The following is a 17,816-nucleotide window of genomic DNA, read 5'->3' as shown; positions in this document are numbered from 1 at the left end:
TCGCATCGTCCGTGCTGCTGGCCCTGCCGCGCCATCGCCACCGGCCCCCATCCGTACCGTCCGTACTGCTGGCATCGCGCGCGCCGCCGCCAACCCTGCGCCTCCGTTGCCCGCGCCGCTCCACCGCCGATCAGGCGGGAGCGCGGAGGGCGGGGTCCGGGTCGGGTAGGGCGCGAAGGGCGGTCAGGGGGCGGGATGGTGACGCAGGGCGGCGATGAACCAGTCCAGGACGGGGGTCAGGGTGGGGGGCGGGGTCCAGCCGTTGACCGTGGCGAGGAGTTGGAAGTAGCGCTCGGTCCGGGGGTCGTTCGCGACTTCCAGGCGGGCCAGTAGCGCGCTGCGGTAACCGGCGTCGTCGACCCGGTCGAAGACCTCGCCGTACGCGGCGACCAGCGCGGCCACCACGTGGCTGGCGCGGGGCGACTCGGGGGTGATGCCGGCGGCGCGGGCCAGTTCGACGGTGTCGCGGACCCGGAACGTGAGGTCACGGACCATCGCCACGACCTCGGGGTGGGCGTCGCCGACGGTCTCGTCAACGAACTCGTGGACGATGCGCCGACGTTCGGCGTCGGAGATCCTGGTCAGCTCGGGCATGGAACTCGTCTCCACTACTGGACCGGACAGGACGTGCCGGTCGGTCGGGTCGGGTTCGGCGGGCCGATCGGACTGGCGGGCTGGCCGTGCCGGTTGGTCGGGCTGGGCGTGGGCGGTCGGCGAGCCGGGTGGTGGGCGTGCCGGGTGGCGGCGGTGGGCGGTGGGGCCTGCCGGGTGGTGGGGTGCCGGGTGGTGGGGTGCCGGGTGGTGGTGTCGGGGGTGTGGGGCCTGGTGGGGGAGCGCCGGACGGTCGGGGGACGACCGTCCGGCGCGCTCGGGCCCCGGGTGGCAGCCCGGGGCCCGAGGGTGGGAGTGCCGGTCAGGACACCGTGCAGGCGACGCCGTTGACGGTGATCAGGTCCGGCGACGGGTTGGCCAGCGTGCCGGTCTTGGCGAGCAGACCGAAGGTGATGCTGGCGCCCGGCGCGATCTTCGCGTTGTACGACTCGTTCTTCGCCGTCACGGTGGCCCCGGACTGGGTCACCTTGGCCGTCCACGCCTGGGTGACCTTCTGGTCGCCGTTGTAGGCGTACCGCAGCGTCCAGCCGTTGATCGCGGTGTCACCGGTGTTACGCAGGACGACCTGGGTGTTGGAGCCGTCCGGCCAGGTGCCGTGCACCTGGTAGCTGACCGCGCAGGTGCGCGGGGCCACGGCCTTGGCCTCCCCCTGGTCGGCGAGGAACGACGCGAGCCAGGCCAGCGCCGAGTTCCAGTTGATCGCCACCTCGTTGGTCGAGTACGAGTTGATGTCGTCGACATAGCAGAACATCGGCGCGCAGTCCTTGAGCAGCTGGGCGACGAACGGGTCCTGCAGGGCGGCGTTCGGGCCACCGGCGAGCGAGCCGACCGGCGGGTTCGGCATGGCCGGGTTGAGCTGGTTGCCGAAGATCCGGCTGTGCTGGTTGCGCGCGTTCTGCTCGCCCCAGCCGGTCACGTACGACATGTTCAGCGCGTTGCGGCCGAGCAGGTAGTCGGTCGCCTGCACGGCGCCGTCCCGGTACTTCGCGTCCCGGGTCAGGTCGAACGCGGTGGCCAGCACGACCATGTTGTTGATGATGTTGCTGTTGCTGCCCCAGACGTAGCTTGCCGCCTCGCCCGGCACCGGCAGGCCGTACGCCTGGGCGTGCAGGGTGGTCAGGTAGTTGTCGGCGGCGGCGGTCACCGAGGCGCGGACCCGGGTCTTGTCGGCGGCCGGCAGGCCGTTCGGCACGGTGGCCAGGTCGAGCCGGCCGACCGCGCCCACGCTCTGCCAGCTGAACGCGCCGCCCGTGGCGAACACGTCGCCGGCGTGCTGGGGCGAGGCGGTCAGGTCGTCCAGGTACGCCTTCTTGCCGGTGGTCAGGTACAGCTCCACGGCCGCCCAGTAGAACTCGTCGGTGACGTTGGTGTCGTCGTACGCGCCGCCGCCGATGCCGTCGTTCGGGTCGGCGTAGACCGCCGGGTGCGCCTTCGCGGCGGCGTACGCGCTCGACGCGGCGGCGCCGCAGCGGGCGGCGAACGCCGCGTCGTACGGGGCGAACAGGCGCTGGCACTGCGCGGCGACGGCAGCCAGGTTCAGGGTGGCGGCGGTCGTCGGCGGGTGCAGCTCACGCGGCTGGGCGTCGTCCTGCGGGGCGAGCGGCAGGCCGGTCCACGCCTTGTCGTGGATCTTGTGGTGGACCATCCCGGCCAGCGGCTTGCCGTCCGGCACCTGCATCCGGAGCAGGAACTCGATCTCCCAGCGGGCCTCGTCGAGGATGTCCGGCACCGCGTTGCCCCGCTCGGGCACCCGCAGCGTCGAGTCACCCAGTGCGGCGCCACCGGCGGCGGTCTCCGCCGTCTTGGTCCGCTCGAAGGCGCTCAGCAACTGGTAGGCGGCGATACCGCCGTTGACCACGTACTTGCCGTGGTCGCCCGCGTCGTACCAGCCACCGCGCACGTCCAACGAGTAGTCGCAGACGCCGGGCTGGCAGGGCACCTGCGTGTCGCCCTGGTTGGGGGCCACGCCGAGGTGACCGGCCGGGCGGGCGTACTCCTCGCCGATCAGGTCACCGTCGATCTCGATGCCGCTGCGCTGGGCGTAGAAGAACTGCATCGCGTCGGCCCGCAGCCGGTCGTAGAGGTCGCCGGAGATGTCGAACGGGTGACTGGTCTCGCCGTCGGCGACCAGCGTGTAGCCGGTGCCGGGCGTACGGAAGGACGAGAAGTCGACGGTCTGCACGTTCTGCCCGGAGGCGGCGTCGACCCCGCGCGGGGTGCTCTGGCCGCTGGCGACGACCGTGCCGGCGGCCGACTTGAGCTGCCAGGGCAGCGCCCCGGTCGACTCGGTCACCACGGTGGCGTTCTTCGGGCCGCCGGGCAGGTAGCCGACCTGGTTGACCCGGACCCGGGGGCCGGTGTCCGGCACGTACGGCGGGGCGGCCTCGCCACCGCGCAGCGAGACGTTGTCCAGGCAGATCCGCTGCTCGGCGGCGGCCCCGCCGACCTGGAAGATGAGCTGGGCGTTGGGGTTGTCGTCCGGGACGGTGAACGTCTGCTCGACCCGCTTGCTCGTCGGGGCGGCCACCGCCGGCACGCTCGCGTACGACGTGTAGGGGGCGCTGCCGAGCTGGAGCACGGCGTTGACGCTCAACCCGGGGGTGGCGGAGATGTCGAAGCTGAGCTTGTATTCGGCCCCGGCGTTGAGCCGGACCCCGTCGTGGCCGATGCCGGCGTCCCACGGGTTGGCCAGGCCGGCGGGGACGGTGACGCAGAGCCGGCCGTCGACGACGTCGAGCGGGCCGGTGCCGTAGGAGAACCAGGGCGAGACGCCCTCGCTGAAGTCGCCGTTGCTGATCTGCTCGGGCGCGTCCGGCGGGACCTCGGCGTGGGCCACGCCGGTGCCGGCGCCGGTGAGGATCAGGGTCGTCGCTGCCAATACCGCGAGATGCCGCCGACGTCGTCGGGTCAGGATCACGGGATTCCTTTCCGGGCGGAAGGACAGTGGTGGGGTGTGCCGTAGATGCTCATCGCTGGGAGCGCTCCCAGCTATCAGCCAGATGTTTCCAGCGCGTCTCGTCCCTGTCAATCGATTCGACTGGATGACCTTCGGGCTGGTCGCAGCCGCCCGGATCGACGCCTGCGGTAGTGAGATTCGCCGCGCCACGCGCAGTCGTCCTGATCTCCTAGAGACAACAACGCCCTCCGCCTGGCAGGCTGCCACCCATGACCCTGAAGCTTCGTTCCGTCGGGACGAGCGACCGTGGGCTGATCCGCAGCGGAAACCAGGACGCCCTGCACTCCGGTGCCTGGCTCGTCGCCGTCGCCGACGGCATGGGCGGGATGGCGGCCGGCGACCTGGCCAGCCGGATCGCCATCGACGCGGTCGCCCCACTGGACGTGGAGACCCCCGAGGACGCCCTGGTGGCGGCGTTGCAGACCGGCATCGAGCTGGCCACCGCGCGGATCCACCAGGCGGTCGAGGAGGACCGGGAGCGGCAGGGCATGGGCACCACACTGACCGCCCTGCTCTTCTCCCGCACGGGCAGCTGCCTGGCGCTCGCGCACGTCGGTGACTCCCGGGCCTACCTGTTCCGCGAGGGCACCCTCAAGCAGGTCACCCGGGACGACACCTTCGTCCAGATGCTGGTCGACCAGGGCGTGATCAGCCCCGAGGAGGCGTCCAGCCACCCCCGGCGGGCCGTGGTCACCCAGGCATTGCAGGGCGAGCAGGTCTCCCCGTCGTACGCGACGATGGTGCCCCGGGCCGGCGACCGCTGGCTGCTGTGCAGCGACGGCCTCTCCAACGTCGTCCGCCTGGAGACCCTCACCGAGGTGCTCCGGGAGACCCCCGACCGGGAGGCATGCGCCCGTCGCCTGATCGACCTGGCGCTGCGGGCCGGCGGCCCCGACAACATCACCGTGCTCATCGCCGACGTCGTCGACGAGTGACAGCTCCGCCGCCCTGCGGCGTCGGCCCGGCGTCGTCCGGCGGTGCGTCGGCTCAGCGTCGGCGGTGCGTGGTGTGCCGGGTCGGGGTGGCCGTGGTCGGGTCCTCCGGCCAGGGATGGCGCGGATAGCGCCCGCGTAGTTCCCCGCGCACCTGCGGGTAGCCGGTGCGCCAGAACGACGCCAGGTCGGCGGTGACCGCGACCGGCCGGCCCGCGGGGGAGAGCAGGTGCAGCAGCACCGGCACCCTACCGTCGGCCAGCCGGGGCGCGTCCGCCCAGCCGAACGTCTCCTGGAGTTTCACCGCCAGCACCGGCGCCGCCGGATCGGCGTAGTCGACCCGGACCCGGGAGCCGCTGGGCACCTCGATGCGTTCCGGGGCCAGCTCGTCCAGCCGGCCCGCCTGCGGCCAGGGCAGCAGCCGACGCAGCGCCCCGGTCACGTCGATCCGGGCCAGGTCGGCACGGCGACGGGCGGCGGCCAGCTCCGGCCCGAGCCACCGGTCGGCGGCGGCGAGCAGCGCGGCGTCGGAGACCTCCGGCCAGTCCGCCCCCAACGCCTGCCGGCAGAACGCCAGCCGCTGGCGCAGCGTCCGGGCCGCCGGGGTCCAGGTCAGCAGGTCCAGGCCCACCTGGCGCAGCCCGTCGGCGAGGGCGGCGGCCAGCAGCTCCGACGCCGGCCGGGCCAGTGGGCGGCTGACCAGCTCGATCGCCCCGAGCCGGGTCACCTGCCGGGCCAGCACGTCGCCGTCGACCCAGCCGACCTCGCGTACCTCGGTCAGCAGCGGACCGCCGACCTCCCGGGCGGTCGCCTCGTCGACCGGCGCGGCCAACCGGACCCGGGCGGTCGGTGCGCCCGGCGACCGGTCGGCGACGGCGACGGCCAGCCAGCCCGTCCCGGCCAGCGCCGACCCGGCCGCCAGCTCCGCCCCGGTCCCACCCGCCATCAGGTACGACGTCCCGCCGGCCCGGCGCAGCCGGGCCAGCCGCTCCGGATAGGCCAGCCCCACCAGCAGCCCCGCCGCCAGATCGTCCGGCAGCCGTGCGCCGACGCCGCCCCGCTCGGTGGTGGCGGGCAGGGCGGCGCGCAGCCGGCGTACCTCCGCACGCCAGCGGGCGGTGGCACCGGGATCGGTGTCGTCGCGCAGCCGCCGCCACCCGGCGGTGAGGTCGTCGTGCCGCCCGGCCAGACCGTCCTCGGCGAGCAGGGCGACCAGTTCGGCGGCCCGGTCCCCGCCGACCCGGGCGGCGCCGTCGAGCAGGGCGCGACCCAGCCGGGGGTGGGTGCCGGTGGCGGCGATGGCCCGTCCCCGGGCCGTCACCCGACCCTCGGCGTCGATCGCGCCGAGGCTGGTCAACGTCTCCCGGGCGACGGTCAGCGCGGCGGGCGGCGGTGCGTCGGGCAGTGCCAGGCCGACGCCGTCGGGGCTGCCCCAGGCGGCCAGGTCCAGGGCGAAGCCGGTCAGGTCGGCGGTGGCGATCTCCGGCTCGGGCTGGGCGGCGAGCCGGCCGTGGACGGCCTCGGACCAGCAACGGTAGACCACCCCCGGGGCCTGCCTGCCGGCCCGCCCGGCCCGCTGGGTCGCCGCGGCCCGGGACACCGCCACGGTGACCAGTGCGCCCAGCCCCCGGGACAGGTCGGTGCGGGCCACCCGGGCCAGGCCCGCGTCGACCACCACCCGGACCCCGGGCACGGTCAGGCTGCTCTCCGCGACGGAGGTGGCGAGCACCACCCGACGTCGTGCGGCCGGGCGCAACGCGGCGTCCTGTGCGGCGGCGGGTAGCCGCCCGTGCAGTGGCAGGACGGCCACCCGGTCGGTCAGGTCGGCCAACCGGCGGGCCACCGCCCCGATCTCGCCCGCCCCGGGCAGGAAGACCAGCAGGTCGCCGTCCTGCTCGTGCAGGGCCCGCCGGACGGTGGCGGCGACGTGGTCGAGCAGCAGCGGATCGACCCGTCCCGCGCCCGGCGGCGCGACCGGGCGCGGCGGCGGCGTCCAGACCCGGGCGACCGGGTGCAGGGCGGCCTCGGCGCGGACCACCGGGGCCGGCGTGTCGCCGCCGAGCAACGCGGCGAACCGGTCCGCCTCCGGGGTCGCCGACATGGCCACCAGCCACAGCTCGGGCCGCAGCGCCGCGCGGGCCTCCACGGTGAAGGCCAACGCGAGATCCGCGTCGAGCTGCCGCTCGTGACACTCGTCGAGCAGCACCGCGTCGACCCCGGGCAGCTCGGGGTCGCGCAGCAACCGGCGGACCAGCAGGCCGGTGGTGACCACCTCGATCCGGGTGGCCGGGCCGACCCGGCGGTCGCCGCGCACGGCGTACCCGACCCGGTCGCCGACCCGCTCGCCGAGCAGGTCGGCGATCCGTCGGGCCGCCGCGCGGGCGGCCACCCGGCGGGGCTGGGCGACCAGCACCCGACCGGGCACCCCGTCGGCCACCGCGAGCGGCGCGAGGGTGGTCTTGCCGGTGCCGGGCGGGGCCACCAGGACCGCGCTGCCGGTGCCGGTCAGCGCCCGCAGCAGCGGTGGCAGCGCCGGCCGGACCGGCAGGTCGAGTGGTACGTCACGGAGCACGGCTGCCACTGTGGCACGCCGGGGGTCAGCCCGGTCGTACCGCCTCCATGCCGGTGACGAAGGCTGTCCAGGCGTGGGCGGAGAAGACCAGCGCGGGACCGCACCGGTCCTTGCTGTCGCGCACCGCGATCCGGTCGTCGGTGGTGGCGATCTCCACACAGTTGCCGTTGCCGCTGCTGCGGCTGCTGGTCCGCCAGTCCATCATGGACAGAGGCAGCGCCTGCATTCCCATACCTTCCGTTCCCCCCGGGCGTGCCGCAATGCGATCACGCAAAGTGACGAGCAGCCTCCTCCAGGCGGGCCAAAGACGCCGCCGGATCCAGTGCCATCCGGCACAGCTCCTCGTGCACAAGGGTATACCCGCGCACGTGTCCCGCTTCCTCCAGCGCCAGACCCAGCGTGAGATTGTCCAGGTAAACCACGGAATTGTCGGCCGCGTCGGCAAACGTGATGATCACGTACGGAGTGCTCATCGCCGGGTGCCCGCCGGACGCGAACGGAAGTACGTGGCATGTCACGTTCGGTGACTGGGCGATCCGGGCCATGTGGGTCAGCTGCTCCGCCATGACGGCCGGTCCGCCCACCGGGCGCAACAGCACCGCCTCGTTGAGCACCACCGACAGCTCGACCGGGGGAGACTCCCGGTGGAGCACCTCCTGCCGGCGCAGCCGGGCGGCCACCTTCCGTTCCAACCCCTCCTCGCCGGCCGTACGGCGGAACATCTCCCGGGCGTACGCCTCGGTCTGCAACAGGCCGGGGACGGACTCCGCCTCGTAGGTGCGCAGGCTCTCCGCCTCCGCCTCGAGGCCGACGTAGAACTCGAACCACTCCGGCAGCACGTCGCTGTAGTTCTGCCACCAGCCGCGCTGCTGCGCGCCCCGGGCGATCTCGATGAGCGCCTCAGCGTCGACGCCGGTCACCTCGTAGAGGGCCAGGGCGGCGCGGACGTCACGGGGTTTGATCCCGATCTGCGCGTTCTCGATCCGGGACAGGTTGCTCTTGGACATGTCGAGTTGGCGGGCGGCCACGTCGAGCGTCATGCCCGCGCGTTCCCGCAGTTGGCGGAGTTCACGGGCGATGCGGCGGCGGCGAACGGTGGGGCTGGCAGTCACCCTCCGAGTCTGTCACGACAAGATCCGCAGGTCGCATGAGTACGGAGTGCAACCATCGAATCTGGGAGTTGCAAAGCTGGAGGTCTGGGGGCATCCTGTCACCCGGCGTGGATCACCTGTGGACAATGCGTTGGAGGCTCGTTTGCTGATCGCCGACGAGTTTTTTCTGATTGCGCACAACGACAGCCGGGGCAAGGCCAAGCTGCATCCGAGCGCCACCGGCCTCGGTCTCGCCGCCGGTCTGCTGGCCGAGTTGATCCTCTTCGGACAGATCACCGTCTCGGGTGGACTGGTCAGCGTGATCGACCGGCGTCCCCCGGCCGACGCACTGGCCCACACCGTGCTCGACCAACTGATCGGTGAGTCGCAGCACCAGGCGGTGCGCACCTGGCTCGCCTTCCTGGCCCAGTCGTCCACCACCTCGGTAGGGGAGCGGCTGGCCCGTGCCGGGGTGCTGCGCCGGCAGGAGAACCGCCGGCTGCTGCGGACCACGGTCAGCTACCTGCCGATCGACCTCAACGCCGCAGCCTGGCCGGCGACCCGGCTGCGGGCCCTGGTCGAGCGGCCGGAGCAGCCCCTGGTGTCGGACACCACGCTGCTCGGGCTGGTGGCCGCCGCCGGGCTGACCCGCGAGGTGCTGTGGAGCGCCGGCCCGCGCGCCCACCACCGACTGGCCACCCTCGTCCAGTCGCTGCCTCCGCCGCTGAAGGAACTCGTCGTGCACACCGAGGCCGCGGTCGGCGCTGCGGTGCTGCGCGGCATCCCCTGATCTCGCCGCGCCACCACCTTCCCCCTCATCTCCCCCTCTTCCGGAGCAGCCCCATGCCCCCCCATCCGACAGTCGTACGACCAAGCAACGTCAGTGACGCCCTGGCCCGTGGCCGCCTCGGCGTGCCGTCGGTCATCTTCTTCGTGCTCTCCGCCGCCGCCCCGCTGACCGTGGTGGCCGGCGTGGTCACCACCGGCTACGCGGTCACCGGCATCACCGGGATGCCGCTGGCCTTCCTCGCCGTCGGCGCCGTGCTGGCGCTCTTCTCCGTCGGCTACGTGGCGATGGCCCGCCGGGTGGAGAACGCCGGCGCGTTCTACGCCTACGTCGCGCGTGGCATCGGCCGGCCGGCCGGCGTCGGCGCGGCCTGGGTCGCCCTCATCGCGTACAACGCGCTCCAGGTCGGTCTGTACGGCGCCATCGGCGCCGCCGCCGCGCCGGTGCTCGGCACCCTCTTCGGCGTCGAGCCGCACTGGGCCGTGGTGGCCCTGGTGGCCTGGGCGCTGGTCGCCTTCCTCGGCCTGCTGCGGGTGGACGTCAACGGCAAGGTCTTGGCGGTGCTGCTGATCGCCGAGATCGTGCTGATCGTCGTGTTCGACCTGGGTCAGCTCAGTAACCCGGCGGGCGGCACGACCAGCTTCGCCGCGCTGGCCCCGTCCAACCTGCTGGTGCCGGGGGCGGGTGCGCTGCTGGTGCTCGCCATGACCGGCTTCGTGGGGTTCGAGTCCTCGGTGGTGTTCAGCGAGGAGAGCAAGGACCCCAAGCGGACGGTGCCGCTGGCGACGTACCTCTCGGTGGCGATCATCGCTGGGCTCTACGCCCTCTCCTCCTGGTCGATGACCGTGGCCGTGGGGCCGGAGAACATCTCCGCCGCCGCCGGTGAGCAGAGCATCGAACTGATCTTCAACCTGGCCGCCGCGCACCTCGGCGACACCGCCGTCACCATCGGCCAGGCGCTCTTCATGACCTCGGTGCTGGCCGCGATGATCTCGTTCCACAACACCACCGCCCGGTACGCCTTCGCGCTGGGCCGGGAGCGGGTGCTGCCGGCCGCCTTCGGGCAGACCTCGCCCCGAACCGGGGCACCCCGGGTGGCGTCGCTGGCGCAGAGCCTGCTCGGCCTGCTGGTGATCGTGCTGTACGCGGTCAACGGCTGGGACCCGGTGGTGCAGCTCTTCTACTACGCCGGCACCGGCGGTGGCTTCGGTGTACTGCTGCTGATCGCCACCACCAGCGTCGCCGTGATCGTCTACTTCGCCCGGTCCGACACCTCGGAGTCGCTGTGGCGGCGGGCGATCGCCCCGGCACTGGCCACCGTCGCGCTGGCGGCCGTCGTCGCGGTGGCGGTGACGAACTTCGCCACCCTGCTCGGCGTCGCGCCGGACTCGCCGCTGCGCTGGATCATCCCGGGGGTGTACCCGGTGGCCGCGCTGATCGGCTTCCTCTGGGGCATGGTGCTGCGGTCCAACCGTCCCGATGTCTACGCCCGGATCGGGCGCGGCGCGGAGAGCGCGGCGACCTCACTGTTCGACCCGCCGGTGGACGGCCCGGTGCCGGTGGAGGCCCGGCGGTGAACACGGTCACCGTCGAGCGACTCGACGCCGCCGACACCCGGCTCGTCGCCGAGCGGATCGCCGAGGCGTTCCTGGTGCTCCCGGCGACCCGGTGGCTGGTGCCGGACGAGGCGAAGCGGGAGGCCGTCTTCGCCGACAACTTCGAGATCCTGGTCGACCACGCGATGCGGCACGGCCTGGTCTTCGGCACCGCGGACCGGGACGGGGTGGCGGTCTGGCTGTCGCAGGTCGGTGGCGATTCGCCGGCCCCGGTGGACTACGACGACCGGCTGGCCGCCGCCTGTGGTGAGTGGACCCCCCGGTTCCAGCACCTCGACGAGCTGTTCGCGGCCAACCATCCGCATCCCGACCACCACCACCTGGCGCTGCTGGCCGTCCGGCCGGGACGGCAGGGCCAGGGGCTGGGTACCGCGCTGCTACGGCACCACCACGCCTGGCTGGACGCCCACGGGGTGCCCGGCTACCTGGAGGCGAGCAGCGAGGCCGGGCGGGACCTCTACGCCCGGCACGGCTACCGGTTGCGGGAGGTCTTCCGACTGCCGGACGGCACGCCGTTCTATCCGATGTGGCGGGACCCGGCGGCCGGCTGACCGGACCGACGAGACCGTGGCCCCGACGCACGCGCGTCGGGGCCACGGCTTTTCCGCTGCGGCGCCACGCCGTGCGGAGTCGGGCGCGGCACTTCCTACGTCGGGTACGGCGGTTGCGGGGGCGGGCCACGGGGTTGCGGGTCGGGCCAGGGCGGTTGCGGGGTCGGGCACGGGGTTGTGGAGCCGGGCGCGGCGGTTGCGGGGTCGGGCCACGGCGGTTGTGGAGCCGGGCGCGGCGGCTTCGGACATGGGGAAGGCCCGGCCGGCGAACCGCCGGCCGGGCCTCGTGGTCGTGGCCGTCACCGACCCGCCGGGTCGGTGACCGCCGCCACCCCCTAGTAGGTGCCGTCGAGCTGACCGCGCAGCTTGGTCAGGGCCCGGGCGAGCAGCCGCGACACGTGCATCTGCGAGACGCCGATCTGGTCGGCGATCTGCGACTGGGTCAGGTTGCCGTAGAAGCGCAGGGTGAGGATCTTCTGCTCGCGCTCGTCGAGGGTGGCCAGCGCGGGGCCGAGGGCCACCCGCAGCTCGGCCAGCTCGAACTCGTTGTCCTCGCCGCCGAGCATGTCGCCCAGTTCGGTGGCCCGGTCGCCGTCGCCGGTCGGGGTGGACAGCGACACCGCGTTGTAGGCGCGGGCACCCTCCAGGCCCTCCAGGACCTCCTCCTCGGTGATCTTGAGGTGGGCGGCGATGTCGGCGACCGTCGGCGAGCGGCCGAGGGTCTGCAGCAGCGAGCTGTTGGCGTCGGAGATGGCCAGCCGGAGCTCCTGGAGCCGACGGGGCACCCGGATGTCCCAGGTGCGGTCGCGGAAGTGCCGCTTCAGCTCACCGATGATGGTCGGGATGGCGTAGCCGGCGAAGTCGACACCGCGCGTCGGGTCGAACTTGTCGATCGCCTTGATCAGGCCGACGGCGGCGGTCTGGGCCAGGTCGTCGGTGGGCTCGCCCCGGCCGCTGTAGCGGTGGGCCAGGTGGTTGGCCAGCGGCAGCCAGGCCTCGATCGCCCGGTCCCGCAGCGCGGCCCGCGACGGGTGGTTGGCGGGCAGTGCGGCCATCGCGTTCAGCAGGTCGGCGGCGCTGTCGGTGAGGGCGCGGGGGTCGAGCTTCTCGGTGGTGGTCGGCGTGGTGGTCGCCTGCTCGCTCATGGTTGACGCGGTCATTGGTGGTCCTCCCTGCACCTCGTCCGCGGAAAAAGGCGTGACGCTTTGGTTTAGCTTCAGATGGGCCGTTCGGAAGCCACCATAGCCTGATCGGTGAGGGGAAATCTAGCCGAAAGGCTGATGTACTTAAGTGATTTTGCTTCACTAAAGCCCCGAAACGGTCATAGATTACCGATGGCGGTGACCCTCACCACGCAGCGTCGTCCGATCCGGGGACCGGAGCCGGTACGGCCCCGCCGGGTCGCCCCGCCCGGCCCACCGGCGGACCGGTCCGTCGGCCGGGAGCCCGACACCACGGTGCCGTGTCGGGTTTCCGTCCTTGTCCCGCCGCCGAGCCCGCCCGTACCGTCGCGGGGACCACCCCGTACGGAGGAAGCACCGTGCTCGACCCCGCGGACCCGCAGCTCGTCGTCGACAGCCGGACGCTGCACTTCAGCTGGCTGCCGGCCGACCCGGACGCGGTCGCCGCCCTGGTCCCCCCGGGCCTGCGCCCCCGGCCCGACCGCCAGGTCTTCATGAACCAACAGGTCGTCGAGGACACCGCCCAGACCTCCGGCTTCGGCGCTTACACGCTCACCTGCCTTGGGGTGGCCCTCGCCGGCGTCGACGCGCCCGACGGGGTGACCCCCGGCGGCTGGTGGACCCACTACGTCACCTGCAGCCCCCGGGTGCGCGACTACGCCGCCGCCCGGGGCGCCCCCGCCGTGCTGGGACGCACCACCCTGCGGGTACGCGGTGACGTGCTGGTCGCCGACACCGAGATCGGCGGCGCCCCGTTGATCCGGACCCGGGCCCGGGTCGGCCAGACCGGCCACGAGATACGCGCCGGACACCACCGCTACTTCACCCTCCGCGACGGCGACCTGGTCAGCGGCGTCTACCCGTACGTGTCGGAGCCGGTCAGCCCCTTCGAGATCGAGTCGGTCGAGTTCTTCGACCCGGTGCACCCGAGCTACGCGCTGCGCCCGGAGAACCCCCTGCTCATCTTCGGGGGCTGCTACGCCCCGCGGGCCTCCTTCGCTCACCCGGGCGGACTGACCAGGTATCCCGCGCCGCCCCCGCCGTCACCGGCCACCGCGCCGACGCCGACCGGGGCGCCGGCTCACCAGGTGCCCTTGCGCCGGGCGTGCAGCGGCCTGCCGTCGGGGTCGTAGACCAACCGGTAGGCCGGCAACGCCCAGAGCCGGGTGTACCAGGGCAACCGCTCGGGCCGGTGCGGACGCAACCGGCCCGGTGGCCGGGGACCCTGCCGACCGGTGTCGTACCACCGTTGCAGGGCGTCGGCGGTCGAGGTGATCGCCGCCACCGCGTCGGCCGGATCCAGCAGGTCGGCGTCGTCGGCCCCGTCCGGATCGCGGTCCAGGTGCTCACGCCACAACCGCAGCCGCAGGTCCCGGGCGAACACCCGGGCACCGTCACCCTGACCCGCCGGGTCGGCGGGGGACCTCGGGTCGCGGGTGTCGTCGAGCACCGCGCAGGACAGCTCGCTGTCGTGCGTCCAGGACCGGCGGTTGAAGTTGTCGCTGCCCACGCTCGCCCAGACGTCGTCGACCACGCAGATCTTGGCGTGCACGTAGACCGGCTCGCCCGCCCGGTTCTCCACGTCGAAGACGTGCACCCGCTCCGGGGCGGCCCGCTCACACAGCGACAACGCCTGCTCCCGACCCACCATGTTCGGCGGCAGCGCCAACGCGCCGTCGACGTCCGGATGACGCGGCACCACGGCGACCAGGTGCAGGTCCGGATTGGCCCGCAGCGCCTCGGCGAACAGCTCCGCCACCTCGGTCGACCAGAGGTACTGGTCCTCCAGGTAGATCAGCCGGCGGGCCCGGCGTACCGCCTTGGTGTAGCCGCGGGCCACCGTGCGCTCGCCGTCCGGGGCGAACGCGTAGCGGGGGCGGACCGCCGGATAGGTGCGCAGCACCTGGATGCGGTGCGGCCCGCAGGGCGGCGGGTCGGCCGGCTGGGCGGGCAGCGGGTCGGGGCGGAGGTCGGAGCCGCGCAGCCGGTCCCGCAGGTAGGCCAGCGGGTTCTCCGAGTCCAACGGCATCGGGTCGGTCCACCGCTCGCGGAACGTGGTGTCCAACGCACCGACCACCGGCCCCCGGACGGCGAGCTGCACGTCGTGCCAGGGCGGGCGCGGGCCGTACCGGGGTGACATGGCCAACGGCTGCGGGTCGCCGTGGTGGTCGGCGTCGTCGCGGCGGCTGTGGCACAGGTCGATCCCGCCGGCGAAGGCGACGTCCCGTTCCGGCGCGTCGGGGTGGCGCAGCACCACCAGCTTCTGGTGGTGCGACCCGCCCCGCCTCACCCGCTGGTCGAGCAGCACCTCACCGCCGGCGGCGTTGACCGTCTCGCTCAGGTCCCGGTTCTCCGCCTCGCTGTAGGACAGCGCGTCGAGGTGGGAGCGCCAGAGCAGCCCCTTGACCACCACGCCACGTTGGGCGGCCTGCGCGAAGAGCTGGGCCACCGTCGGGCCGTCCGGGCGCATCCGTTCGTCCGGGTCGCCCCGCCAGTCGGTGAAGAAGAGGTGGTCACCCGCGCCGAGGGCCTCCACCGCGCTGACCAGGCGGTCGAAGTACGCCGCACCGTGAATCAGTGGCTCGGCGAGGTTTCCGGTCGTCCAGACGGGTATCCCCGACACCGGGTTGGCGCGTTCCTCAGCGGTCAGGAACCAGTCCTCGATCGCCACGCTCCACCTCCCGAGGTCGACGACGTCCTCACGGTAGGACCCCCGCCGCGAATGCGCATTCCGGGTGGCACGACAGACGCCCGGACGGTGGCCTACCGCACCCCGTAGAGCCGCGAACGCCGAGGAGGCACCGCAATGCCCGCCGAGACGACGAATTCCGCGACCGAGGACCGTACGCAGGCGGTCGAGAGCGAACGCGGCGCGATCCTGGCGGTGCTGCTCATGGTGATTCTCGGGGTGGCCGGGATCTTCGCGGTCTCCTGACGGCCGCCACCCACCTGCCACCACCGCCCGCCCCGGTCCACCGGAACGGACACCTCGGCGCACGGGGGCCTCCCCTTCGCGCCGGTCACCGCGCCCGAAACGGGCGCCCCGGGATATCCCGGGACGCCCGTGGACGGGTCACCGGCTCCAGGCCGGCGTACGCCCGGTCAGGGCCGGTCGCCCTGGCCGCCGGTGTGCGGCAGCCGCTGGGCGGGCACGACGCCCAGCTTGCCGGCCTGGAAGTCCTCGAAGGCCTGCATCAGCTCGGCGCGGGTGTTCATCACGAACGGCCCGTAGTGCGCCACCGGCTCCCGGATGGGCTTTCCGCCCATGATGTAGAGATCCAGGCCCGGGGTGTTGCCGTCCTGCTTGCCGGCGGCGGTCACCCGCAGCGCGTCGCCCGGACCGTGCACGGCCAACTGGCCGCCCTGCAACGGTCGCCGGTCGGTGCCGACCGTGCCGCGACCGGAGAGCGCGTAGACCAGCGCGTTGAAGTCGGCCCGCCAGGGCAGGTCCAACTCGGCACCGGGCTCCAGCGTGACGTGGGCGATGGTGATCGGCGTGTGGGTCGACCCCGGCCCCTGGTGCCCGGCGATCTCACCGGCGATGATCCGGATCAGCGCCCCGCCGTCCGGCGTGGTCAGCAGGGCCGCCTCCCGACCCCGGATGTCCTGGTAGCGCGGCGGCATCATCTTGGCCACCCGGGGCAGGTTGACCCAGAGCTGGAGGCCGTGGAAGAGGCCACCGCTGGCGACCAGGTGCTCCGGTGGGGCCTCGATGTGCAGCAGGCCGCTGCCGGCGGTCATCCACTGGGTGTCGCCGTCGGTGATGGTGCCGCCACCACCCTGCGAGTCCTGGTGGTCCATGATCCCGTCGATCATGTAGGTGACCGTCTCGAAGCCCCGGTGCGGGTGCCACGGGGTGCCCTTCGGCTCGCCCGGCGCGTAGTCCACCTCGCCCATCTGGTCGAGGTGGATGAACGGGTCGAGATCCTGCATCGGCACCCCGGCGAAGGCCCGGCGGACCGGGAACCCCTCACCCTCGTAGCCGCTCGGGGCGGTGGTCAGCCGGCGGACCGGCCGGTAGCTGGTGGTCTCGTCGAGCCGGGGCAGGCGGGGCAGGACGAGGACGTCGTCGACGGTGATCGCGGGCATCTCGGCTCTCCTCAGGTGTCGCGGTGGGTGGACGACGCGTCCCGGTCGGCGCGCAGCCGCCGGCCGAGCCGATCGAAGACCCGGGTCAGGGTGGTGACCTCGGCGTCGTCGAGGTCGTCCATCAGGTGCCGGCGGACCGAGGCGAGGTGCCCCGGCGCGGCCTCGCGCAGGGTCAGCAACCCGGCGGCGGTGAGCACCGCCTCACTGCCCCGACGGTCCCCGGGGCAGGACTGCCTGGAGACCAGGCCCCGCCGCTGCATGGTGGAGATCTGGTAGGTGAGCCGGCTGGGGGAGAAGACCAGCCGGCCGGCCAGCTCACCCATCCGGAGCCGCTGGCCCGGCGCCTCGGAGAGCAGGACCAGCACGTGGTAGTCGGCGAAGCTCAGCTCCCCGTCGGCGCGCAGGTCGTCCTCCAGCCGGGTGAACAGCCGCTGGCTGGCCTCGATGTAGGCACGCCAGCAAGCCATCCGCTCGCTGTCCAGGCTCTCCGTCATGCCCGAACAATATCACTCTTTCAAATTTAAAAAAGCTCGCTGTGATGCGTGTGAGCAGGGCGACACCATCGCTTGAGAGGTGGAATTTCAGAATTCGAAGGATAAGCCACAAGGGTGGGCCGCCGACCACGGCGAGCTGGCAGACTGCCGTGGTGGAACCCGTGGAGATCACCGCCCCCGGCCTGCTGCTGCGTCCCTGGCGGGCGGCGGACGCACCGGCCGTGCTGGCCGCCCTGGTCGACCCCGAGATCGTCCGGTGGAACGGGCAGGGGGTGGGCGACCTGACACAGGCCGCCACGTGGATCGCCCGCCGCGCCGACTGGAGCGACGGCAGCCACGCCTCCCTCGCGGTGACCGGGGACACCGACGGAACGCTGCTCGGTGCGGTCTCCGTACACCAGATCCGGGACGGCAACGCCGCCGTCGGCTACTGGACCGCCGCCCCGGCCCGGGGCCACGGGGTAGCCGGCCGGGCGTTGGACGCGCTCACCAGATGGGCCTTCACCCGGCTCGGCCTGCACCGGATCGAGCTGTGCCACGCCGTGGACAACCCTGCCTCCTGCCGGGTCGCCGCACGGGCCGGATACCGGCTGGAGGGGACCCTGCGCGAATCCCACCGCTACGGCGACGGCCACCGACACGACGAACACCTCCACGCCCGCCTCACCACCGACCCCTGACCCACCCCCCACCCACCCGCCGCTCCGCCCGCCCCGTCCCGCCCTCCTCCCGCCCCCTGCTCGCTCCGCTCCCGCCCCCTGCCCGCTCCGCTCCCGCCCCCTGCCCGCTCCGCTCCCGCCCTGCCCCCGGTGATCAAGAGCTTCGCGTCAATTTCAGGCCGGCGGTTTCTAGGCTTCAGTGCAACTGATCTTGGGTTGGGTTGGAGGTCCTGGTGGCGAAGCCGGGTGTGTTGACGTTCGGGCATCGGCAGGTGT

The 17,816-nt window shown here is 73.1% G+C and carries 16 protein-coding genes; 7 read left to right on the top strand and 9 right to left on the bottom strand.

Translation table 11 applies throughout. The features are described 5' to 3' along the window. Positions 1-183 precede the first annotated feature (183 nt). Both AB0B63_RS30965 and AB0B63_RS30960 read right to left on the bottom strand, forming a co-directional pair. A complete protein-coding gene (locus tag AB0B63_RS30965) occupies positions 184-609 on the bottom strand; it encodes a hypothetical protein (protein WP_357025286.1) in 426 nt (141 codons plus the stop codon). Positions 610-913: 304 nt separating this feature from the next. Next, positions 914-3,523 (bottom strand): glycoside hydrolase family 9 protein, encoded by a 2,610-nt coding sequence (locus AB0B63_RS30960; RefSeq protein WP_357025330.1) that lies wholly within the window; start codon positions 3,521-3,523, stop codon positions 914-916. 254 nt (positions 3,524-3,777) lie between these two features. On the opposite strand from AB0B63_RS30960, the gene AB0B63_RS30955 reads away from it, so the two are divergent. Next, positions 3,778-4,503, top strand: a complete 726-nt coding sequence (locus tag AB0B63_RS30955) for a protein phosphatase 2C domain-containing protein (RefSeq protein ID WP_208568967.1) — start codon at positions 3,778-3,780, stop codon at positions 4,501-4,503. Between the two features lie 52 nt (positions 4,504-4,555). Here AB0B63_RS30955 and hrpB read toward each other — a convergent pair whose 3' ends face one another. From hrpB to AB0B63_RS30940, 3 genes are read right to left on the bottom strand one after another with little or no spacing between them, the layout of a single operon-like run. After that, positions 4,556-7,072, bottom strand: coding sequence for an ATP-dependent helicase HrpB (gene hrpB, locus AB0B63_RS30950; protein WP_357025283.1), 2,517 nt, complete (start codon positions 7,070-7,072; stop codon positions 4,556-4,558). Positions 7,073-7,097: 25 nt separating this feature from the next. Beyond that, complete coding sequence (locus tag AB0B63_RS30945; protein ID WP_208568965.1) at positions 7,098-7,298, bottom strand: DUF397 domain-containing protein; 201 nt, start codon at positions 7,296-7,298, stop codon at positions 7,098-7,100. A 40-nt stretch (positions 7,299-7,338) separates the two neighbouring features. Then, on the bottom strand, positions 7,339-8,184 hold the full coding sequence (locus AB0B63_RS30940) for a helix-turn-helix transcriptional regulator (protein WP_208568964.1): 846 nt from the start codon (positions 8,182-8,184) through the stop codon (positions 7,339-7,341). Between the two features lie 142 nt (positions 8,185-8,326). On the opposite strand from AB0B63_RS30940, the gene AB0B63_RS30935 reads away from it, so the two are divergent. The 3 genes from AB0B63_RS30935 to AB0B63_RS30925 are packed head-to-tail and all read left to right on the top strand — an operon-like array spanning position 8,327 to position 11,117. Continuing rightward, the gene (locus AB0B63_RS30935) at positions 8,327-8,953 is read left to right on the top strand and encodes a GPP34 family phosphoprotein (RefSeq protein WP_208569071.1); all 627 of its coding nucleotides are present in this window, start codon (positions 8,327-8,329) and stop codon (positions 8,951-8,953) included. A gap of 53 nt (positions 8,954-9,006) precedes the next feature. After that, on the top strand, positions 9,007-10,527 hold the full coding sequence (locus AB0B63_RS30930; RefSeq protein ID WP_208568963.1) for an APC family permease: 1,521 nt from the start codon (positions 9,007-9,009) through the stop codon (positions 10,525-10,527). Continuing rightward, positions 10,524-11,117, top strand: a complete 594-nt coding sequence (locus AB0B63_RS30925; protein WP_357025278.1) for a GNAT family N-acetyltransferase — start codon at positions 10,524-10,526, stop codon at positions 11,115-11,117. Before AB0B63_RS30930 ends, AB0B63_RS30925 begins: the two co-directional genes overlap by 4 nt. Before the next feature lie 335 nt (positions 11,118-11,452). Here the strand turns inward: AB0B63_RS30925 and AB0B63_RS30920 are convergent, their stop codons facing one another. Continuing rightward, positions 11,453-12,277: a SigB/SigF/SigG family RNA polymerase sigma factor gene (locus AB0B63_RS30920; RefSeq protein WP_208568961.1), complete on the bottom strand. Its 825-nt coding sequence runs from the start codon at positions 12,275-12,277 to the stop codon at positions 11,453-11,455. Positions 12,278-12,657: 380 nt separating this feature from the next. Between AB0B63_RS30920 and AB0B63_RS30915 the strand changes: the two genes are divergently transcribed. Further along, positions 12,658-13,431: a hypothetical protein gene (locus tag AB0B63_RS30915; protein ID WP_357025273.1), complete on the top strand. Its 774-nt coding sequence runs from the start codon at positions 12,658-12,660 to the stop codon at positions 13,429-13,431. On the opposite strand, the gene AB0B63_RS30910 is transcribed toward AB0B63_RS30915, so the two are convergent. Beyond that, positions 13,380-14,969 (bottom strand): phospholipase D-like domain-containing protein, encoded by a 1,590-nt coding sequence (locus AB0B63_RS30910; RefSeq protein ID WP_357025270.1) that lies wholly within the window; start codon positions 14,967-14,969, stop codon positions 13,380-13,382. The genes AB0B63_RS30915 and AB0B63_RS30910 overlap by 52 nt on opposite strands. A gap of 135 nt (positions 14,970-15,104) precedes the next feature. On the opposite strand from AB0B63_RS30910, the gene AB0B63_RS30905 reads away from it, so the two are divergent. Next, positions 15,105-15,233, top strand: coding sequence for a hypothetical protein (locus AB0B63_RS30905; RefSeq protein WP_255597954.1), 129 nt, complete (start codon positions 15,105-15,107; stop codon positions 15,231-15,233). A gap of 167 nt (positions 15,234-15,400) precedes the next feature. Here the strand turns inward: AB0B63_RS30905 and AB0B63_RS30900 are convergent, their stop codons facing one another. After that, on the bottom strand, positions 15,401-16,387 hold the full coding sequence (locus tag AB0B63_RS30900; RefSeq protein WP_357025267.1) for a pirin family protein: 987 nt from the start codon (positions 16,385-16,387) through the stop codon (positions 15,401-15,403). Between the two features lie 11 nt (positions 16,388-16,398). Beyond that, the gene (locus AB0B63_RS30895) at positions 16,399-16,881 is read right to left on the bottom strand and encodes a MarR family transcriptional regulator (RefSeq protein WP_208568957.1); all 483 of its coding nucleotides are present in this window, start codon (positions 16,879-16,881) and stop codon (positions 16,399-16,401) included. Positions 16,882-17,033: 152 nt separating this feature from the next. Here AB0B63_RS30895 and AB0B63_RS30890 point away from each other — a divergent pair, with 152 nt between their 5' ends. Next, a complete protein-coding gene (locus tag AB0B63_RS30890) occupies positions 17,034-17,561 on the top strand; it encodes a GNAT family protein (protein WP_357025263.1) in 528 nt (175 codons plus the stop codon). The last annotated feature ends 255 nt before the right edge of the window (positions 17,562-17,816 follow it).

The sequence above is a fragment of the Micromonospora sp. NPDC049081 genome (assembly GCF_040648835.1).
Lineage (GTDB): Bacteria > Actinomycetota > Actinomycetes > Mycobacteriales > Micromonosporaceae > Micromonospora > Micromonospora antibiotica.
This window is presented reverse-complemented; position numbering and strand designations above follow the sequence as displayed.